Source organism: Lachnoanaerobaculum sp. Marseille-Q4761 (genome assembly GCF_017565785.1).
GTDB lineage: Bacteria > Bacillota > Clostridia > Lachnospirales > Lachnospiraceae > Lachnoanaerobaculum.
Genome location: NZ_JAGEKB010000002.1, coordinates 585395 through 600189 on the forward strand (window position 1 = coordinate 585395; position 14795 = coordinate 600189).

Below are 14795 nucleotides of genomic sequence, written 5' to 3' on the forward strand. Positions count from 1 at the left end.
TATATCAGAATAATCCCACTATATTTCCATTCTCATCCACATCCACAGCTTCTGCTGCCGGATTCTTAGGAAGTCCCGGCATTGTCATGATATTTCCTGTTATAGCAACTACAAAGCCTGCACCGGCATTTACATATACTTCTCTTACATTTATATCAAAGTTTTCAGGTCTTCCAAGCTTCTTAGGATCATCTGAGAGTGAATACTGATTTTTTGCCACACATACCTGGAATTTATCAAATCCCAGTGCCTTTGCCCTTTCAAGAGCCTTCTTTGCGGAGGGTGAATATATTACATCTTTTGCACCGTATATCTTTGTTGCAATAGTATAAAGCTTATCCTCCAAACTCATTTCATCAGGATAGAGATATCTAAATTCACTTTCTTTATTTTCAAGAGTATAAAGAATCTTATCTGCAAGCTCTATGCCGCCCTTTCCACCCTCTTCCCATACTTTTGAAATTGCAAATTCACAGTTTCTGCTCTCACAAAACTCTCTTATAAAATCAATCTCAGCCTTGGTGTCGCTTACAAAATGATTTAGAGTAACCACTACCGGCACTCCAAAAAGCTTTATATTTTCTATATGCTTTTCAAGATTTGCTATGCCCTTCCCCAGAGCCTCAAGATTTTCTTTAGATAAATCCTCCTTTGCCACTCCGCCATTATATTTAAGGGCTCTTACCGTAGCTACGATTACCACACAGTCAGGAGAAAGCCCCGATTGTCTGCATTTTATATCAAAAAATTTCTCCGCTCCGAGATCCGCTCCAAATCCTGCCTCAGTCAAAGCAATATCAGCCATTCCTATAGCTGTCTTTGTAGCTCTGATGGAATTACATCCATGTGCTATATTGGCAAAAGGTCCTCCATGAACTAGTGCCAAAGAATGGTTTAGAGTCTGCACAATATTAGGCTTTATTGCATCCTTTAAAAGTGCAGCCATAGCCCCCACAGCCTTTAGATCCTTTGCAAAAACCGGCTCATCCCTAAAATTATAAGCCACTATAATATTTGAAAGTCTTTCTTTTAAATCATTCATATCACTTGCAAGACATAGTATTGCCATTATCTCTGAAGCCACTGATATTACAAAATGATCCTCTCTTACCACTCCGTCGGTTTTGTTTCCAAGACCTACCACTATATTTCTAAGCACTCTGTCATTCATATCAATACATCTTTTATGAATGATTGCACTTGTATCTATCCCAAGTGCATTGCCCTGCTGTATATGATTGTCAAGCATTGCAGCCAAAAGATTATTGGCAGAGGTAATAGCATGAAAATCTCCTGTAAAATGCAGATTCAGCTCATCCATAGGAACCACCTGGGCATAACCTCCTCCGGCAGCTCCTCCCTTTACACCGAAACATGGTCCGAGAGAAGGCTCTCTAAGTGCTATCACCGCATTCTTTCCCATCTCCTTAAATGCCTGCCCAAGACCTACAAGTGTTGTGGTTTTTCCCTCACCGGCAGGTGTAGGATTTATAGCGGTAACAAGTACAAGCTTACCTTTTTTTAAATCCGTATGGGATCTTAAATATTCTTCACTAAGCTTTGCCTTGTACTTACCATACATTTCCAAATCATTTATATCTATTTTGTATTCTTTTGCTATATCTGCAATATTTCTTTTTTCTATGCTTCTTGCAATTTCAATATCTGTAAGCATATATCCTCCAAATGATGAATTCTTTTATAATACATTTAAAAATTCATCCATATTCATAAGTATTTCTCTTCTCTTTGTTCCGGCTTCATCACCTACAACCCCCGCATTTGCAAGCTGATCCATTATCCTTGCCGCTCTGTTAAAGCCTATCTTAAAGTTTCTTTGAAGATTACCTATAGATGCCCTGTCTTTTTCTATTATATATCTGCCCGCCGCCTCAAATAATTCATCTCTGTCCGAAATATCATTTCCTCCGGCTGCATTCTTTTCAGTTTCCTCTATCTGCTTGATGGTCTCTTCATCATATCTTGCCTGCATCCCCTGATTTTTTAAGAAATCCACCACTGCAGATACCTCTTCATCCGATACAAATGCACCCTGAACTCTCACAGGATTTGCCGCACCGTATGGGGCAAACAGCATATCGCCCTTTCCAAGAAGCTTCTCGGCACCATTGCTGTCAAGTATAGTTCTTGAATCCGTACCGGATGAAACAGCAAAAGCGATTCTTGAAGGTATATTTGCCTTTATTATACCTGTAATAACATTTACGCTAGGTCTTTGTGTAGCAATAACAAGATGTATTCCACAGGCTCTTGCAAGCTGTGCAAGTCTGACTATGGCATCTTCCACCTCATTGTTTGCAACCATCATAAGATCCGCAAGCTCGTCTATGATTATAACAATCTTTGGCAATTTTTCAGGCAAGCCCTCTATATTACCTCTTCTTTTTGCCTCATCTATTCTCTTATTATAGGCTGTCAAATCTCTTACACCTGTAGCGGCAAACTTCTTATATCTTTCTCCCATTTCAGCTACTGCCCAGTTAAGTGCGGATGCCGCCTTCTTCGGCTCTGTTACCACCGGAATCAAAAGATGAGGTATGCCGTTATATACTGAAAGTTCCACTACCTTCGGGTCCACCATTATAAGTTTTACATCTTCAGGAGAATATTTATATATAATACTCATTATCAAAGTATTGATACATACTGATTTTCCCGAGCCTGTAGCACCTGCTATAAGTACATGGGGCATTTTTGCGATATCCGAAACAATGACCTTGCCGGAAATATCCTTACCTACGGCAAAGCCTATACTTTCATTGCCGTTTTTAAAGGTTCTGCTCTCAAAAAGATCTCTTAAATATACCGTATGCTTTTGTTTGTTCGGAACTTCTATTCCTATAGCGGATTTACCCGGTATAGGCGCTTCTATTCTTATATCGCTTGCAGCCAACGCCAGCTTAATATCATTTGCCAAAGAAAGTACTTTTGATACTTTTACTCCCTGCTCGGGCTTTAACTCATATAGAGTAACTGACGGACCTACACTTATATCCTCCACAGTTACATTTACATCAAAGCTTGCCAATGTCTCCTGCAATGTGATGGCTGTATTTCTATACTCATTATCTGAGAGCGAATCTCCCTCATCCGTATTTTTCTTTAAAAGATATGTTCCCGGGAATGTATAAGGTTTTTTAACATTTTTTGATATTTCATTTCTTATCTTTCCCTGTGGGGAGTTTGCTCTTTGCTCCTCCATCTTTTTTTGTAATGCCGATGTGTCGGAAACTATCACCTTTCCTCCTGCTGTAATAAGAGTTCTCTCTCCCTCATTACTTACAAGAGTGTTAGCCGGTCTGCTCTCAGTGAAAGCCTCCTCGCCGGTTTTAACTTCTGCATCATAAGCTTTGGTTTCATAAGCTTTATTATAGCCATCCCCATTTTCCTCAGTATCATAATCATATGCCTTTATAAACTCTATACTGTTATTATTTATCCCGGTTTCTGTATTCTCTCCTATATATCTGAAATCCTCATGAGAGCCCTCTTCGGTTATTCTGACAGTTGAAATCGGCTGCTCATATATATCTATTTCATCTTTTCTTGCCAATATTTCATTGGCTCTTCTAAGAGTATCCTCATCAATATCATTTTCAAACTTTGACTCTTCTTTTCCTCTGTTTATATTGCCATAGAATGTATCAGGTCTTTTATTTACAATGATTGAGGACTGTGAATGTGGCTTTTCAGGTTCATAACTTGACTGATAATTGCTGTATATGCTGCCGTCATCATTACCGTTTCTTTCAAAGTTTTCATCATTTTTACTGTCAAAGAGTCCACCTATAGGTTCATTTTTAATATTCTCTCCCGATACAGGCAAATCCACAACATGCTTTAACTTTTTCTTTGAAAAATCTATTGCACCAAGATTAATATTTCCCTTATTCTGCCTTAAATCATAGCCCATAAGTTCTTCAATATAGCCGTCATTTTTATTGTCAAGGTCCAGTTCTTCAAATTCCTCTACATTGCCTTCATAATATTCATCTTCATCATAGGCAAGCTGCTCTCTTCTTTGTTTTCTTTGTTCCATCACCTTTGCCATATCTGTTTTAGCTTTTGATATGGTCATCTTTCCCCCGGTCTTTACCATGGATACAAATGATTTGCCTGTTAATATAACTATTGATATTATAAACAATGCCACAAAGAATATTATAGCTCCGATTTTACCAAGAACAGAGGATATAAGGAGTCCTAAGCTCCCTCCGATAAATCCTCCATACCATCCTTCGGTATAAAATCTCATAAAACCGAATTCTTTTAAATTTGGAATCCCCACCAATGATATGATTGCATCAATAGCAAGCACCGCCAATACCACACCTGTAAATTTTATCTTGGCAAGGCTTGAGCCTACATTGGATAAAAGGAATGCTCCACCTATAAATACAAACATAGGAACTGCATACCCCAGTATGCCGAATGCCCCCATTTGAAACAATTTCAGATATTTTCCCACCACTCCGATAAGTCCGAAATGGCTCAAAAAGAGTACCAATGATATGCAAAATAAAGCAATCATCAAAATCTCCGAATTAAGGAAATCAAGTTGCTCATTACTTTCTATTTTCTTACCGGACCTGCTCTGTCTGCCTGTCCTTACTGTTTTTTTTGTTGTTTGTTTTCGACCTGCCACATCAATTCCCCACTTCCATAAAGTCTACTCTTAAGTATACCTAATATAGGTGTTATTTGCAATAATACTAAATGCCAACTTGAAAATATTATAAAAAATAAGCTACAGTTCACTGAGAGAGGCTACTTGGTCGGCTTATAGTGGCCTTTTCATAGAAAAAGCCATCAGAAAAGGTATCTTCCTCATCTGATGGCTCAGGTAATTATTGTATTCTTTTATTTTCTTATTCTTAATCCGACATCACTGAAATAATACTTAAGTGGAGTGCCAATATACTTCTTCCCTTTAATATCATAGCGATATGCCTTATTTAAAATGAATGCATCAATAAAGTAATCAAGATATTTACTTATGGTCACAGGTGCGACTCGTACTTGTCGCATTGACCGAAATGTATTGGACAACTTATTTGGATTCGTCAGCGATCCAATGGCCGATGACACAATATTTAATAATTCCTCCAAAACATCCTGATCATTTTCAATCTTATTATGCTCCAGTACATCAGAAATATAGGTCTTTGAAAATAGATCCTTTAAATACTTACTTTTTTCTTCATGCGTTTTTAAAGACAATACAAACGGCATTCCCCCATAGGTATAGTATTCTCTCCACGCATTTCTCTTATCCCCTTCGTATGCAGAATAGAACTCTGCAAAAGTAAGGGGATTCATACGAATCTCATCTCCACGCCCTCTAAACTCAGTTAAGATATCTGAAGACAACATTTTTGAATTGCTACCTGTTACATATAAATCCACATTTTTCAGCTTCATTAATCCTAAAAGCACATCAACAAATCCGATTTTAGCCTCTTTGTCATCTACATACGGATTCTGAATTTCTGACACCTTTTGAATCTCATCGATGAACACATAGCACTTCTGCTTTTTACCAGAAGTAGCAGCTCGGATATATTGATCAAGTTCCATTGGATTTCTATATTTTGCATAACTGATTTCATCCAATGCCAGCTCTACTATATTATCTTCCGACACTCCGGTAGATACCAAGTACTCATGATAAAGTTCAAACAACAAGAAGGATTTTCCGCAGCGACGTATACCTGTAATAACTTTAATAAGACCATTTTCTCGTTTAGATATAAGTTTATCCAGGTAATGCTTACGTTCAATAATCATCTCGCACCTCTATACTCATATTTTTTTTGCAGCAATACGTATTTTTGTGACGAGTTTATTGTACTCCTATTCAAGGATCAAATCAATTATGCTCGTAAAATTTTTGCGTATTGCTGCATTTTTATGATTAGCTGTTATCATCACTCTTACCTATAGTATCTACAAGTTCAACACTTTTATAACTTCCTCGCTATTTGCGACAGGTCACCAATCATGTCAAGCAGTTTGTTTCTTGCTTCTACACGCTTACGATCATGTCCTAAAAGTATATAATCAATATCCTCCTGTGTATATCCCATCACTTTAATTTACTTACGGATTCTTTCTCCGCACTCCTTTGCATCATAATACATTTTTCGTTTTCCTCCGTTCTGAAATTTTAAAATTTGAAATCAGTCGGACCGACGGTATGCGTAGCTACAAAAAGACAAAAAAATAACGGAATTGCATGGAGAAAACGATGATATTTATTTTGCAAAAAGCATAAATTCTTTATATACCTTATCTGAACAATTTGCTAACAGTCCGGAAAAATTTAAACCATCCATAACTTTTTTAGGTTATAGACGGGATCGTCATTGGGTAAACTCAATTCATAGAAGATAAAGTTGATTTTCTGTTGGCCTATTTCAAAAAAGTCGTTATAATAATTAACTGTAAGCATAGTTACATTATAACATGTAATGGAGAAAGATGGTTATCGTTAGCCATCTTTTCTTATGTAAAAACTTAGGGTGGTATGATTCATTTTGAGTCATGCCCCCCCTTTATGGCTGTCATTTCCCGACAGTCCCTTTTTGTATACTTATTCATATCTTAGTGCAATAATCGGATCTCTTTTTGCCGCCTTAAGTGCCGGATAAATCCCGAAAAATATACCGACCAAAGCCGAAAAGCCTACGGCAAGAATTACTATAATCGGTCTTATAACAACAGATTGCTGCATTATCGCTCCCGCTATCAATATAGCTCCCGAGGCTATGGATGTACCTATAATACCTCCTATAGCCGAAAGCACCGCGGACTCAATTAAAAACTGTGTCAAAATATCCCTCGTTGTTGCCCCGAGCGCCTTTCTTGTACCTATTTCCCTAGTTCTTTCCGTAACCGATACAAGCATAATATTCATGATGCCTATACCTCCTACAATAAGGGAAATAGCCGCTATACCTCCCATAGCTATGGAAATGGCGCCTAAAAATCCGTCTACCTGAGCCATTTCATTACCGGCAGAATAGAGGTAAAAATCTTCTTTGTTTCTGCCCTTGGTTCTTGCCACATATTCAACGAAGTTCTCATTAAATCTTTTAAGCGTTTCACCGCTAAAATTTTTATTTGCAAAAATTCTCAAGCCCGAAAACATATTATATTCAGACTCTATAAATAAACTTGTCGGTACATAGGTCTTCAAATCCTGAGAATTACCCATAAATACCTTTTGCAACGGTGACATATTTTCATGGTAAACGCCTATTACGGTAAACTCTTGCAAAGCGCCGTTAAATTTTTCTCTGAAGGTTTTACCCACAACATCTTCTTTACCGAAAAGCTTTAGTGCGGCGGTATCCTCCACAACAACCACATATCTTCTTGATTCTATGTCCTTTGAAGTAAGAAAACGTCCGTATTTAATCTCCATAGTAGGCTGAAAATTCAAAAAATTAGAATCCACGCCGGTCAGAGTAACCTTATTTATTCCGAGCTTCGTCTTTACTTCACTTGTCAGACTGCTGTTTGTATCCACATAAGCAAGATCCGTACCGAAAATCTTTTTATATTTTTCTATTTCTTCGTTTGTAAAAAAATCTGTATCCCTTATTCCCGCCTCATCCTGTATATTCAGGTATACTATAGACTGAGTTGCACCTACATTTTGGTATATGGTTGAGACCATCTGCCTTACTGTATCTCCTATAGAGGCTATTCCTATCACTGAGCCTATACCTATTATTATTCCGAGCATGGTAAGAAAAGAACGCATTTTATTTGCAACAAGCGCAGACAAAGCCATTTTTAAGTTTTCAACAAACATTAAGCTTAAACCTCCTAACTTTTTCTGTCACCCAAGCCTACATTTTCCCCGAAAGGAGTAGGTTTTTCATTTATCCTGTCACTTTGCAAAACTCCGTCTTTAAAGGTAAGTATTCTATGTGTATAAGCGGCTATGTTGTCTTCATGCGTTACAACTACAACCGTAGACCCTTCCTTATGAAGCTTTGCAAAAAGCTCCATAATCTCTATTGAAGCCTGAGAGTCAAGGTTTCCCGTAGGCTCATCCGCGAGTATAAGCGGCGGCTTGTTTGCAAGAGCTCTCGCTATTGCCACTCTTTGCCTCTGACCTCCCGAAAGCTCATTGGGCTCATGGTTTATTCTTTCCCCGAGCCCCACCATTTCAAGAAGTTCTATAGCTCTTTTCCTTCTTTTATCGGGCTTTATCTTAGCATAGGTCATAGGCACTTCAACATTTTTTTGTATACTCATTCGACTTATAAGATTAAATGACTGAAATACAAAGCCTATTTTTTGGTTTCTGACATGGCTTAACTCATCTCCGCTCATTTGTGCCACATCTATTCCGTCAAGATAATAATGTCCCAAAGTCGGTCTGTCAAGGCAACCGAGTATGTTGAGCAGAGTAGATTTACCGGAACCGGAATGTCCCATAATAGCAACAAATTCACCGTGCTTAATACTGAGATTTATACGATTCAGCCCTAAAACCTTGATTGCTCCGGTGTCGTATATCTTGACCATGTCTTCAAGTTTAATTATATCCTTAGTTTCCGCCATCATTTACCTTCTCTTCCGATGTTGCCTGTCCCTCAACATTTTGTCCTTGCTCCGCATTTGTGGCTTTCATGGCATCCATAGTACCGTAATCAACTTCCATTCCTTCTACCAGATTAGGGTCATACTTCGCTACATATCTTATTTCTTTTGAAGTGTCCATATCCTTCAAGGAGCTTTCCAAAAGTTCTATCTGAACCTCGCCTTCAATTCCGGTTTCGACCTTAACTGTTTTTATTATTCCTTTTCCTTCTTCCGTTACCGTAATAAACTGCATAACGCTGTTTCCGTTACCGTCATCGCCTACGGCGGCAATAGGAACAACATAAACATCATCCTTTTCTTCACTTATGATACTTGCCTTTGCACCTATTCCCGAAATAAGTCCACCTCTGTCTTTTATACTGACTTTTACAGGTATAACTCTTTCGGATGAGGATGATGAGCCTTCCTTAGGCTCTCCCGAAGGACTGATTTTCTCGACTCTACCTTCCACTGTATTTCCTTTACCAAGTATATCTGCGGATATAAGCACTTTTTGCCCGACTTTTACTTTTCCTATGCTGTATTCACTTACAGCCAAATTAAGCTCAAGCTTATCAAGCTTTTCTATGGTTATAAGAGTAGGATTGTTATCTACAGCCTGGTCGGCAAAACGTCCGACTTTTGCGTATACTCTTGTTACCGTTCCGCTTATAGGAGCTATGAGAGTGGCATCTTCAAGCTGCTTTTCAAGTCTTTCAAGTTCAAGCTTGGCATTATTTATTTGTATATCGTAGGAGTCTCCCGGTGTAAGCTTTCCGTCTTTAAACTTGTACTGATCCACATCGCTTTGTGCCTGATTAAGTGTGCTTCTTGCCGCATCCAAATCCGACTGAGGTACCACTCCTCCCGCCACAAGTTCGGCTTTTCTGTTGTAATCAAGCTGCGCCTGAGCAAGCGCCTGAGAAGCCTTTGTATAACCTATTTGATCATTTTTCGCTTTTTCCTCCTTCTGTGCAACGGCAAGCTCATACTGACCTTTTGCCGTTTCCACCTTGCTTTGAAGCTCCTCGGTATCAATCTGTGCAAGAACGGTTTGTCCCTCTACAACCTCATCACCTTCTTTAACTCTTATTTCCGTTATCTTGGCATGTATACCCGAGGTTATGGTTACACTGTCCGTTCCGCCCACAGGCCCTGTTACCGATACCGAATCTTCTATATGTCCCTTTGAAAGAACCTCACTGTCCACCGGTATAAGCATCTTTTTATTTCCGGTAAAAAGCCTTACAATAAATACAATAGCAATGAGTGCAAGTATTACGCCTATTGCTATCTTCGTTTTTTTACCCAATCTTTTTTTCTTTTTTGAGCCCGTACTGTTTTGGTTTAATATATTTTTAACTTCATCGTCTATGCTGTTAGTAGGCATTTTTGTTCTCCTCCTTCGGTACCACTTGTTTTAAACATTTTAACTTCTATAAAATAAAATCATAAACCGCCCTTGAGAGATGGAAATTTTGCATTACAACCAGTGTCTTTTTCGCATCTGTATAATCCTTTACACTGCTATACTCTGTAGGCGGAGACTGTTCCGAATATCTCGGTGTGTTTATAGGTATAACGACATGTGCTGTTTTCGCAGTATAATCTCCTATTTTAGCTGATGTATTGATTTTAAAGTACTGTAGTTACAGCTTCTTCAGAAGTGGAGCTTTCGCTCTCAGATGTTTCTTTAACATTCTTATTATCTGACGGCATTTCACACGTTGTAAGTGTGGCAATTACCGCAATGGTAATCAACAATATAGTATTATTTTTTTCATATCACTTCACCTTTCAATTAAAACAACTATTGAAATTAGAGTAATTATTTAGTTCTTATTATACTATTTCTTCTCCTCCACCACAATGCCTATATCCATATTCACAAGCCTGCCTATATGTTTTTTGGCCTCCTCTGTTATAAGGCCTTTTTTTAAGAATCCTATACTGACAGTAAGATCTGAATCAATACATATATCAGACTCACCGGTATCGCCATTCATTCCTGAATTTATATCTGCACTTACCACCTCTGCTCTTGAATTATTTACAGCCTTTATAATAGAATAAACAGGCTCTCTCACCTCTCCCACAAAACCTGTACCATAGATGCAGTCCAGTATATAGTCATAAGAATTAAACTTACCAAGCAATGTATTATAATCCATATTCTCATCCAATACGGAATACTTTATTCCCTTTTGCTTACAAATATTAAAATAATACTTTCCGTCTTCTGAAAATTTTTCCTTTATCAAAAGTATTTCCACATCTATTTCTTCTATATTTAGTAAATCAGCCGCCACATATCCGTCTCCCGCGTTGTTACCGCTGCCTGCAAGTATAAGCACTTTATCCCCTATATCCCAGTTCGCCACATAGAATATTGCCTCACCTGCCCTGTACATAAGTTCTTTACTATCTATAAAGTTTGCAATTGTATAGCTGTCCGCATCTCTCATCTCCTTTACGGAAAGCACTCTGCCCTGATCAAAGGAATCAAAAAACTTTTTGACCAGTTTTTTATAATCACTTTCCTTTATTTCCATTCCCTTTGCACCCATCAGCTCAAATTCAATACCCATCTCCACGACCTTTGTATCAAGGGTTTCAAATCCGTTCTTTTTGTAAAATTCAAGGCGTTTCCTTCTCTGCTTTATATTATCGCTGTTTTCTTCAATAGGCTCTATTGCCAAAGAAAGTCTTGGATGTATTTTCTTATATTCATGCAATATTTTGCTGCCATAACCGCTCCGCCTGAGTCTGTTATCTATTGCAAAATAGAATATATATGAAAGTTCATCCCCTACCAGTGTATGAATAAAACCAAGCCAGGTATCATCATCATAAATAGATAAAAACTCCACACCTTTATCATTTCCCACAAGTACCATAATATAAAAAGGAATTCTTTCCTCAAAAGGAAAGGCATCCAGGTATAATTGTTTTATTTCTTCAAGATTATTTGTATTTTCATCTATCTTCTCAAATCTAATCATTCTTCTCCTATCCTTTGGTACAGCTGTTTTAAAACCGTCACGTGCTATACCAAACTGCATTTTGACACATCAATATATTTTATTTTCTAAACCTATATAAATTTTTTAATATAATGTTTCGAAAGTTTTTTTCTTTTTTTTAGATATAAAGCCGTATTCTATTTGACTTTTTTGATAAATAGGTATAAAATCATTGCTTATTAACAGACATAATGTTATGTTTTATTTAAGGGAGGAAAAACAAATGTTAAAATTAAAATTATTTTCAATCGCCGCTGTAGCAATGCTTGCATTTACAGCATGTGGATCAAATGCTTCAAAGGATGCTTCAAGTGCTGCCGAGTCTGCTAATGCTGCCGCTTCAAGTGCTATGGAGTCTGCCGGTGCAGAGGCTTCAAGTGCTGCTGAAACTATGAAGGATGAGGTTTCAAGCGCTGCAGAGTCTGCTAATGCTGCCGCTTCAAGTGCATTGGAGTCTGCAGGAGAACAAGCTTCAAGTGCTGCCGAATCTTTAAAGGATGATGTTTCAAGTGCCGCAGAGTCTGCTGCTGACGCCGCTTCAAGTGCATTGGAGTCTGCTACATCAGCTAAATAATAGTAAATAAATACGAGGTCAGCCTTACCGGCTGACCTTTTTTATTATACTTTGTCTCATTTTTCTTACAGCCGACATATACTGTAGTATATTATATCTGTATACATTTATCCTATTTTTTTGATTTTAGTGTAGCCGCACTGACAGCCTCTATAACACCTGCTCTGATGCTGTAATCTTCCAGTGCTTTTACTCCCTCTATTGTAGTTCCCGCCGGAGAACACACCATATCCTTTAATACAGCCGGATGTATCTGCGTATCAAGTATTTGTGCGGCACTTCCAAGTACGGTTTTTGCCGCCATCTTTATTGCCACATCCCTTTTTAAACCGTGAAGCACTCCTGCATCAGCCAAAGCCTCTATAAACATAGCCACATAAGCCGGACCTCCGCCTGAAAGTCCTGTAACAACAGGGAAAAGTCTTTCTTCCACCCATTCCACAAGTCCTATTGCAGAAAACATTTTTTCCACAGTTTTCTTTTCCTCATCAAGTGCATTGCTGTCACTGTCAAGAGCAAATACTCCTTCACCTACTATCGCAGGAGTATTGGGCATTATCCTAAGCACTCTCTTATCACTTCCTATCCATGACTTTATAGTAGCACTCTCAAGCCCTGCAACTATTGATATAATAAGTTTATTATTAAGCTCTTTAGCTATATTTTTTAAGAGTTCCTCGGCATGGATGGGCTTTACAGCTATAAGTACGGCATCTGAATGCTTTATCAGATCTTTTTCATCTTTGTATACAGCAAAACCTTCATCCTCCGCTTTTTCCCTTATTTTATCATAAGTATCAAATACAGCTATATCATTAATATCCATTACCTGCTTTGATATAAATCCCTTTGTTATGGCGGAGCCCATATTTCCAAAGCCTATTACACCTAATTTCATTCTTTCTCCTATTCCAATACTTTATCCTGAAACTTAGACATCTCTTCCAGATATTTTTTGCCAAGTTCGCTGATGGAAATATCCTTTCGCATTATATAACCTATGGTCATTTTCTCATCCGAATCAAGCTTTATTGCCATATACTCATCACCGTTTAATTCTTCACATATTATACCCGAACAAAGTGTGTATCCGTTTAATCCTACCATCAGATTTAACAAGGTGGCTCTGTCATTTGCCTTAATAAGCTTATGATAATCATAAGTGGACAATACCTCTTCCGCAAAATAAAAGGAATTGTACTCTCCCTGTTCAAATGACAGGCATGGATAGTCCATAAGTTCCTCCATTTTTATCTTTCCCTTGCCTGCTAAAGGATGATTTTTATATAAGTACACATAAATACTGCACTCCATAAGAGGCTTAAATACCAGATTTGATTCCTTAAAAAGCTTGGTTAAAATATTTTTATTAAAATCATTTATATATAATATTCCTATTTCACTTTTAAAGGTCTTTACATCATTGATAACATCATAGGTTTTAGTTTCATGCACTGCAAACTCATATTCATCCATACCGAACTGCTTTACAAGATTTACAAAGGCACTGACTGCAAAGGTATAATGCTGCATTGATACACTGAATTTCTTTTTCAGCTTGGGACTTGAAATATATTTTGCCTCAATCAAATCAAACTGCTCCACCACCTGTCTTGCATATCCTACAAACTCACTGCCCTCGGGTGTAAGGAATATTCCCCTGTTATTTCTTGAAAAAAGTTTTACACCTATTTCCGTTTCCAACTCCGCAATGGCGGATGAAAGACTTGGCTGCGTAATAAAAAGATTTCCCGCCGCCTTGTTTATAGAGCCTGCATTTGCCACTTCTATAATATATTTTAATTGGGTTAAAGTCATACTATGCCTTCAATTCTTTACTTTCCAAACTGTTCTTTATAATTTCACTCACTTCCTTTGCCAGTGCTATATGTGAGTCCGCTGTCAGATGTATAAAGTCGATATCATTCATAACCACATATTTATCCGAGTCAAAGAATCCTACTCCAAGTTCTTCTGCCACAAGCTTGTATTCTTTTGCTATCTCATATGATTTATCTGAGCAAATACCCATATTTTTACCCACAGGCGACAGTTCACATTCCTTTAATATCGGTCCCGGAGCTATTATAAGTATATTCGGCTTATCTCTCCAGACCTCGGCTTCAAGAGCCTTTTTTACAAGTCTTCTCATACCCAATGCAATATTGGCGGCTGTAAGTGAAAATCTCTCTTTACAATCATTTGTACCAAGCATTATAACAAGCATATCAAGAGGAGAATGACTCTGTAAACATGGCAAAATATATGACAGGCCCGACAACCCCTCATTAAAAGGATCGTCAAGACAGGTGGTCCTTCCGCAAAGCCCCTCTTCCATTATTCTATATTCATTACCAAGCAGCTTTGCCGCCACCATAGGCCATCTTATCTCTTCATTAAATCTCCCACCTGTAGCAGCATCATACCCCCAGGTATTTGAATCTCCAAAAATAACTACTCTCTTTTTCATATTTCTTCCTATCTGATATATTTTATATTTATATTATACTAAAATATTGCGGGATTTTTCAACACCGGTATATTCACTTCCGCCTCAATTCCATTTAATGTACTATATT

The 14795-nt window shown here is 37.8% G+C and carries 12 protein-coding genes and 1 pseudogene; 1 reads left to right on the forward strand and 12 read right to left on the reverse strand.

The window, feature by feature from the left end; genetic code table 11:
* Nucleotides 1-4: 4 nt before the first annotated feature.
* The 9 genes and pseudogenes from J4O15_RS09935 to J4O15_RS09965 all read right to left on the reverse strand — a co-directional run bounded on the left by J4O15_RS09935 (nt 5) and on the right by J4O15_RS09965 (nt 11621).
* A complete protein-coding gene (locus tag J4O15_RS09935; protein ID WP_208100643.1) occupies nt 5-1675 on the reverse strand; it encodes a formate--tetrahydrofolate ligase in 1671 nt (556 codons plus the stop codon).
* Between the two features lie 24 nt (nt 1676-1699).
* Entirely contained in the window at nt 1700-4666 is a 2967-nt protein-coding gene (locus tag J4O15_RS09940) for an FtsK/SpoIIIE family DNA translocase (protein WP_208100644.1), read from the reverse strand.
* Between the two features lie 215 nt (nt 4667-4881).
* Nucleotides 4882-5808, reverse strand: coding sequence for an ATP-binding protein (locus tag J4O15_RS09945; protein ID WP_208100645.1), 927 nt, complete (start codon nt 5806-5808; stop codon nt 4882-4884).
* Between the two features lie 473 nt (nt 5809-6281).
* Nucleotides 6282-6472: pseudogene (locus J4O15_RS16555) on the reverse strand (transposase); the annotation flags it as partial.
* 141 nt (nt 6473-6613) lie between these two features.
* The gene (locus J4O15_RS09950; protein ID WP_208100646.1) at nt 6614-7840 is read right to left on the reverse strand and encodes an ABC transporter permease; all 1227 of its coding nucleotides are present in this window, start codon (nt 7838-7840) and stop codon (nt 6614-6616) included.
* A gap of 14 nt (nt 7841-7854) precedes the next feature.
* Nucleotides 7855-8598 carry an ABC transporter ATP-binding protein gene (locus J4O15_RS09955; RefSeq protein ID WP_279545906.1) on the reverse strand — a complete coding sequence of 248 codons (744 nt, stop codon included), beginning with the start codon at nt 8596-8598 and terminating at the stop codon, nt 7855-7857.
* Nucleotides 8585-10009, reverse strand: coding sequence for an efflux RND transporter periplasmic adaptor subunit (locus tag J4O15_RS09960; protein ID WP_208100647.1), 1425 nt, complete (start codon nt 10007-10009; stop codon nt 8585-8587). The genes J4O15_RS09955 and J4O15_RS09960 overlap by 14 nt, the downstream gene beginning before the upstream one ends.
* Nucleotides 10010-10254: 245 nt before the next feature.
* Nucleotides 10255-10383 (reverse strand): hypothetical protein, encoded by a 129-nt coding sequence (locus tag J4O15_RS16175; protein ID WP_279545907.1) that lies wholly within the window; start codon nt 10381-10383, stop codon nt 10255-10257.
* An 83-nt stretch (nt 10384-10466) separates the two neighbouring features.
* Complete coding sequence (locus J4O15_RS09965; protein WP_208100648.1) at nt 10467-11621, reverse strand: NAD(P)H-hydrate epimerase; 1155 nt, start codon at nt 11619-11621, stop codon at nt 10467-10469.
* A gap of 244 nt (nt 11622-11865) precedes the next feature.
* On the opposite strand from J4O15_RS09965, the gene J4O15_RS09970 reads away from it, so the two are divergent.
* On the forward strand, nt 11866-12216 hold the full coding sequence (locus tag J4O15_RS09970; RefSeq protein ID WP_208100649.1) for a hypothetical protein: 351 nt from the start codon (nt 11866-11868) through the stop codon (nt 12214-12216).
* 112 nt (nt 12217-12328) lie between these two features.
* Here the strand turns inward: J4O15_RS09970 and proC are convergent, their stop codons facing one another.
* The 3 genes from proC to J4O15_RS09985 are packed head-to-tail and all read right to left on the reverse strand — an operon-like array spanning nt 12329 to nt 14686.
* Nucleotides 12329-13114 (reverse strand): pyrroline-5-carboxylate reductase, encoded by a 786-nt coding sequence (proC, locus tag J4O15_RS09975; RefSeq protein WP_208100650.1) that lies wholly within the window; start codon nt 13112-13114, stop codon nt 12329-12331.
* An 8-nt stretch (nt 13115-13122) separates the two neighbouring features.
* Nucleotides 13123-14034, reverse strand: a complete 912-nt coding sequence (locus tag J4O15_RS09980) for a LysR family transcriptional regulator (protein WP_208100651.1) — start codon at nt 14032-14034, stop codon at nt 13123-13125.
* A gap of 1 nt (nt 14035) precedes the next feature.
* Nucleotides 14036-14686, reverse strand: a complete 651-nt coding sequence (locus J4O15_RS09985) for an SGNH/GDSL hydrolase family protein (protein ID WP_208100652.1) — start codon at nt 14684-14686, stop codon at nt 14036-14038.
* Between the last annotated feature and the right edge of the window lie 109 nt (nt 14687-14795).

Excerpts from the sequence above, each read along its gene's own strand:
- J4O15_RS09935 (WP_208100643.1), bottom strand. The coding sequence starts at position 1,675 with ATGCTTACAGATATTGAAATTGCAAGAAGCATAGAAAAAAGAAATATT.
- J4O15_RS09945 (WP_208100645.1), bottom strand. The coding sequence starts at position 5,808 with ATGATTATTGAACGTAAGCATTACCTGGATAAACTTATATCTAAACGA.
- J4O15_RS09950 (WP_208100646.1), bottom strand. The coding sequence starts at position 7,840 with ATGTTTGTTGAAAACTTAAAAATGGCTTTGTCTGCGCTTGTTGCAAAT.
- J4O15_RS09955 (WP_279545906.1), bottom strand. The coding sequence starts at position 8,598 with ATGGCGGAAACTAAGGATATAATTAAACTTGAAGACATGGTCAAGATA.
- J4O15_RS09960 (WP_208100647.1), bottom strand. The coding sequence starts at position 10,009 with ATGCCTACTAACAGCATAGACGATGAAGTTAAAAATATATTAAACCAA.
- J4O15_RS09965 (WP_208100648.1), bottom strand. The coding sequence starts at position 11,621 with ATGATTAGATTTGAGAAGATAGATGAAAATACAAATAATCTTGAAGAA.
- J4O15_RS09970 (WP_208100649.1), top strand. The coding sequence starts at position 11,866 with ATGTTAAAATTAAAATTATTTTCAATCGCCGCTGTAGCAATGCTTGCA.
- proC (WP_208100650.1), bottom strand. The coding sequence starts at position 13,114 with ATGAAATTAGGTGTAATAGGCTTTGGAAATATGGGCTCCGCCATAACA.
- J4O15_RS09980 (WP_208100651.1), bottom strand. The coding sequence starts at position 14,034 with ATGACTTTAACCCAATTAAAATATATTATAGAAGTGGCAAATGCAGGC.
- J4O15_RS09985 (WP_208100652.1), bottom strand. The coding sequence starts at position 14,686 with ATGAAAAAGAGAGTAGTTATTTTTGGAGATTCAAATACCTGGGGGTAT.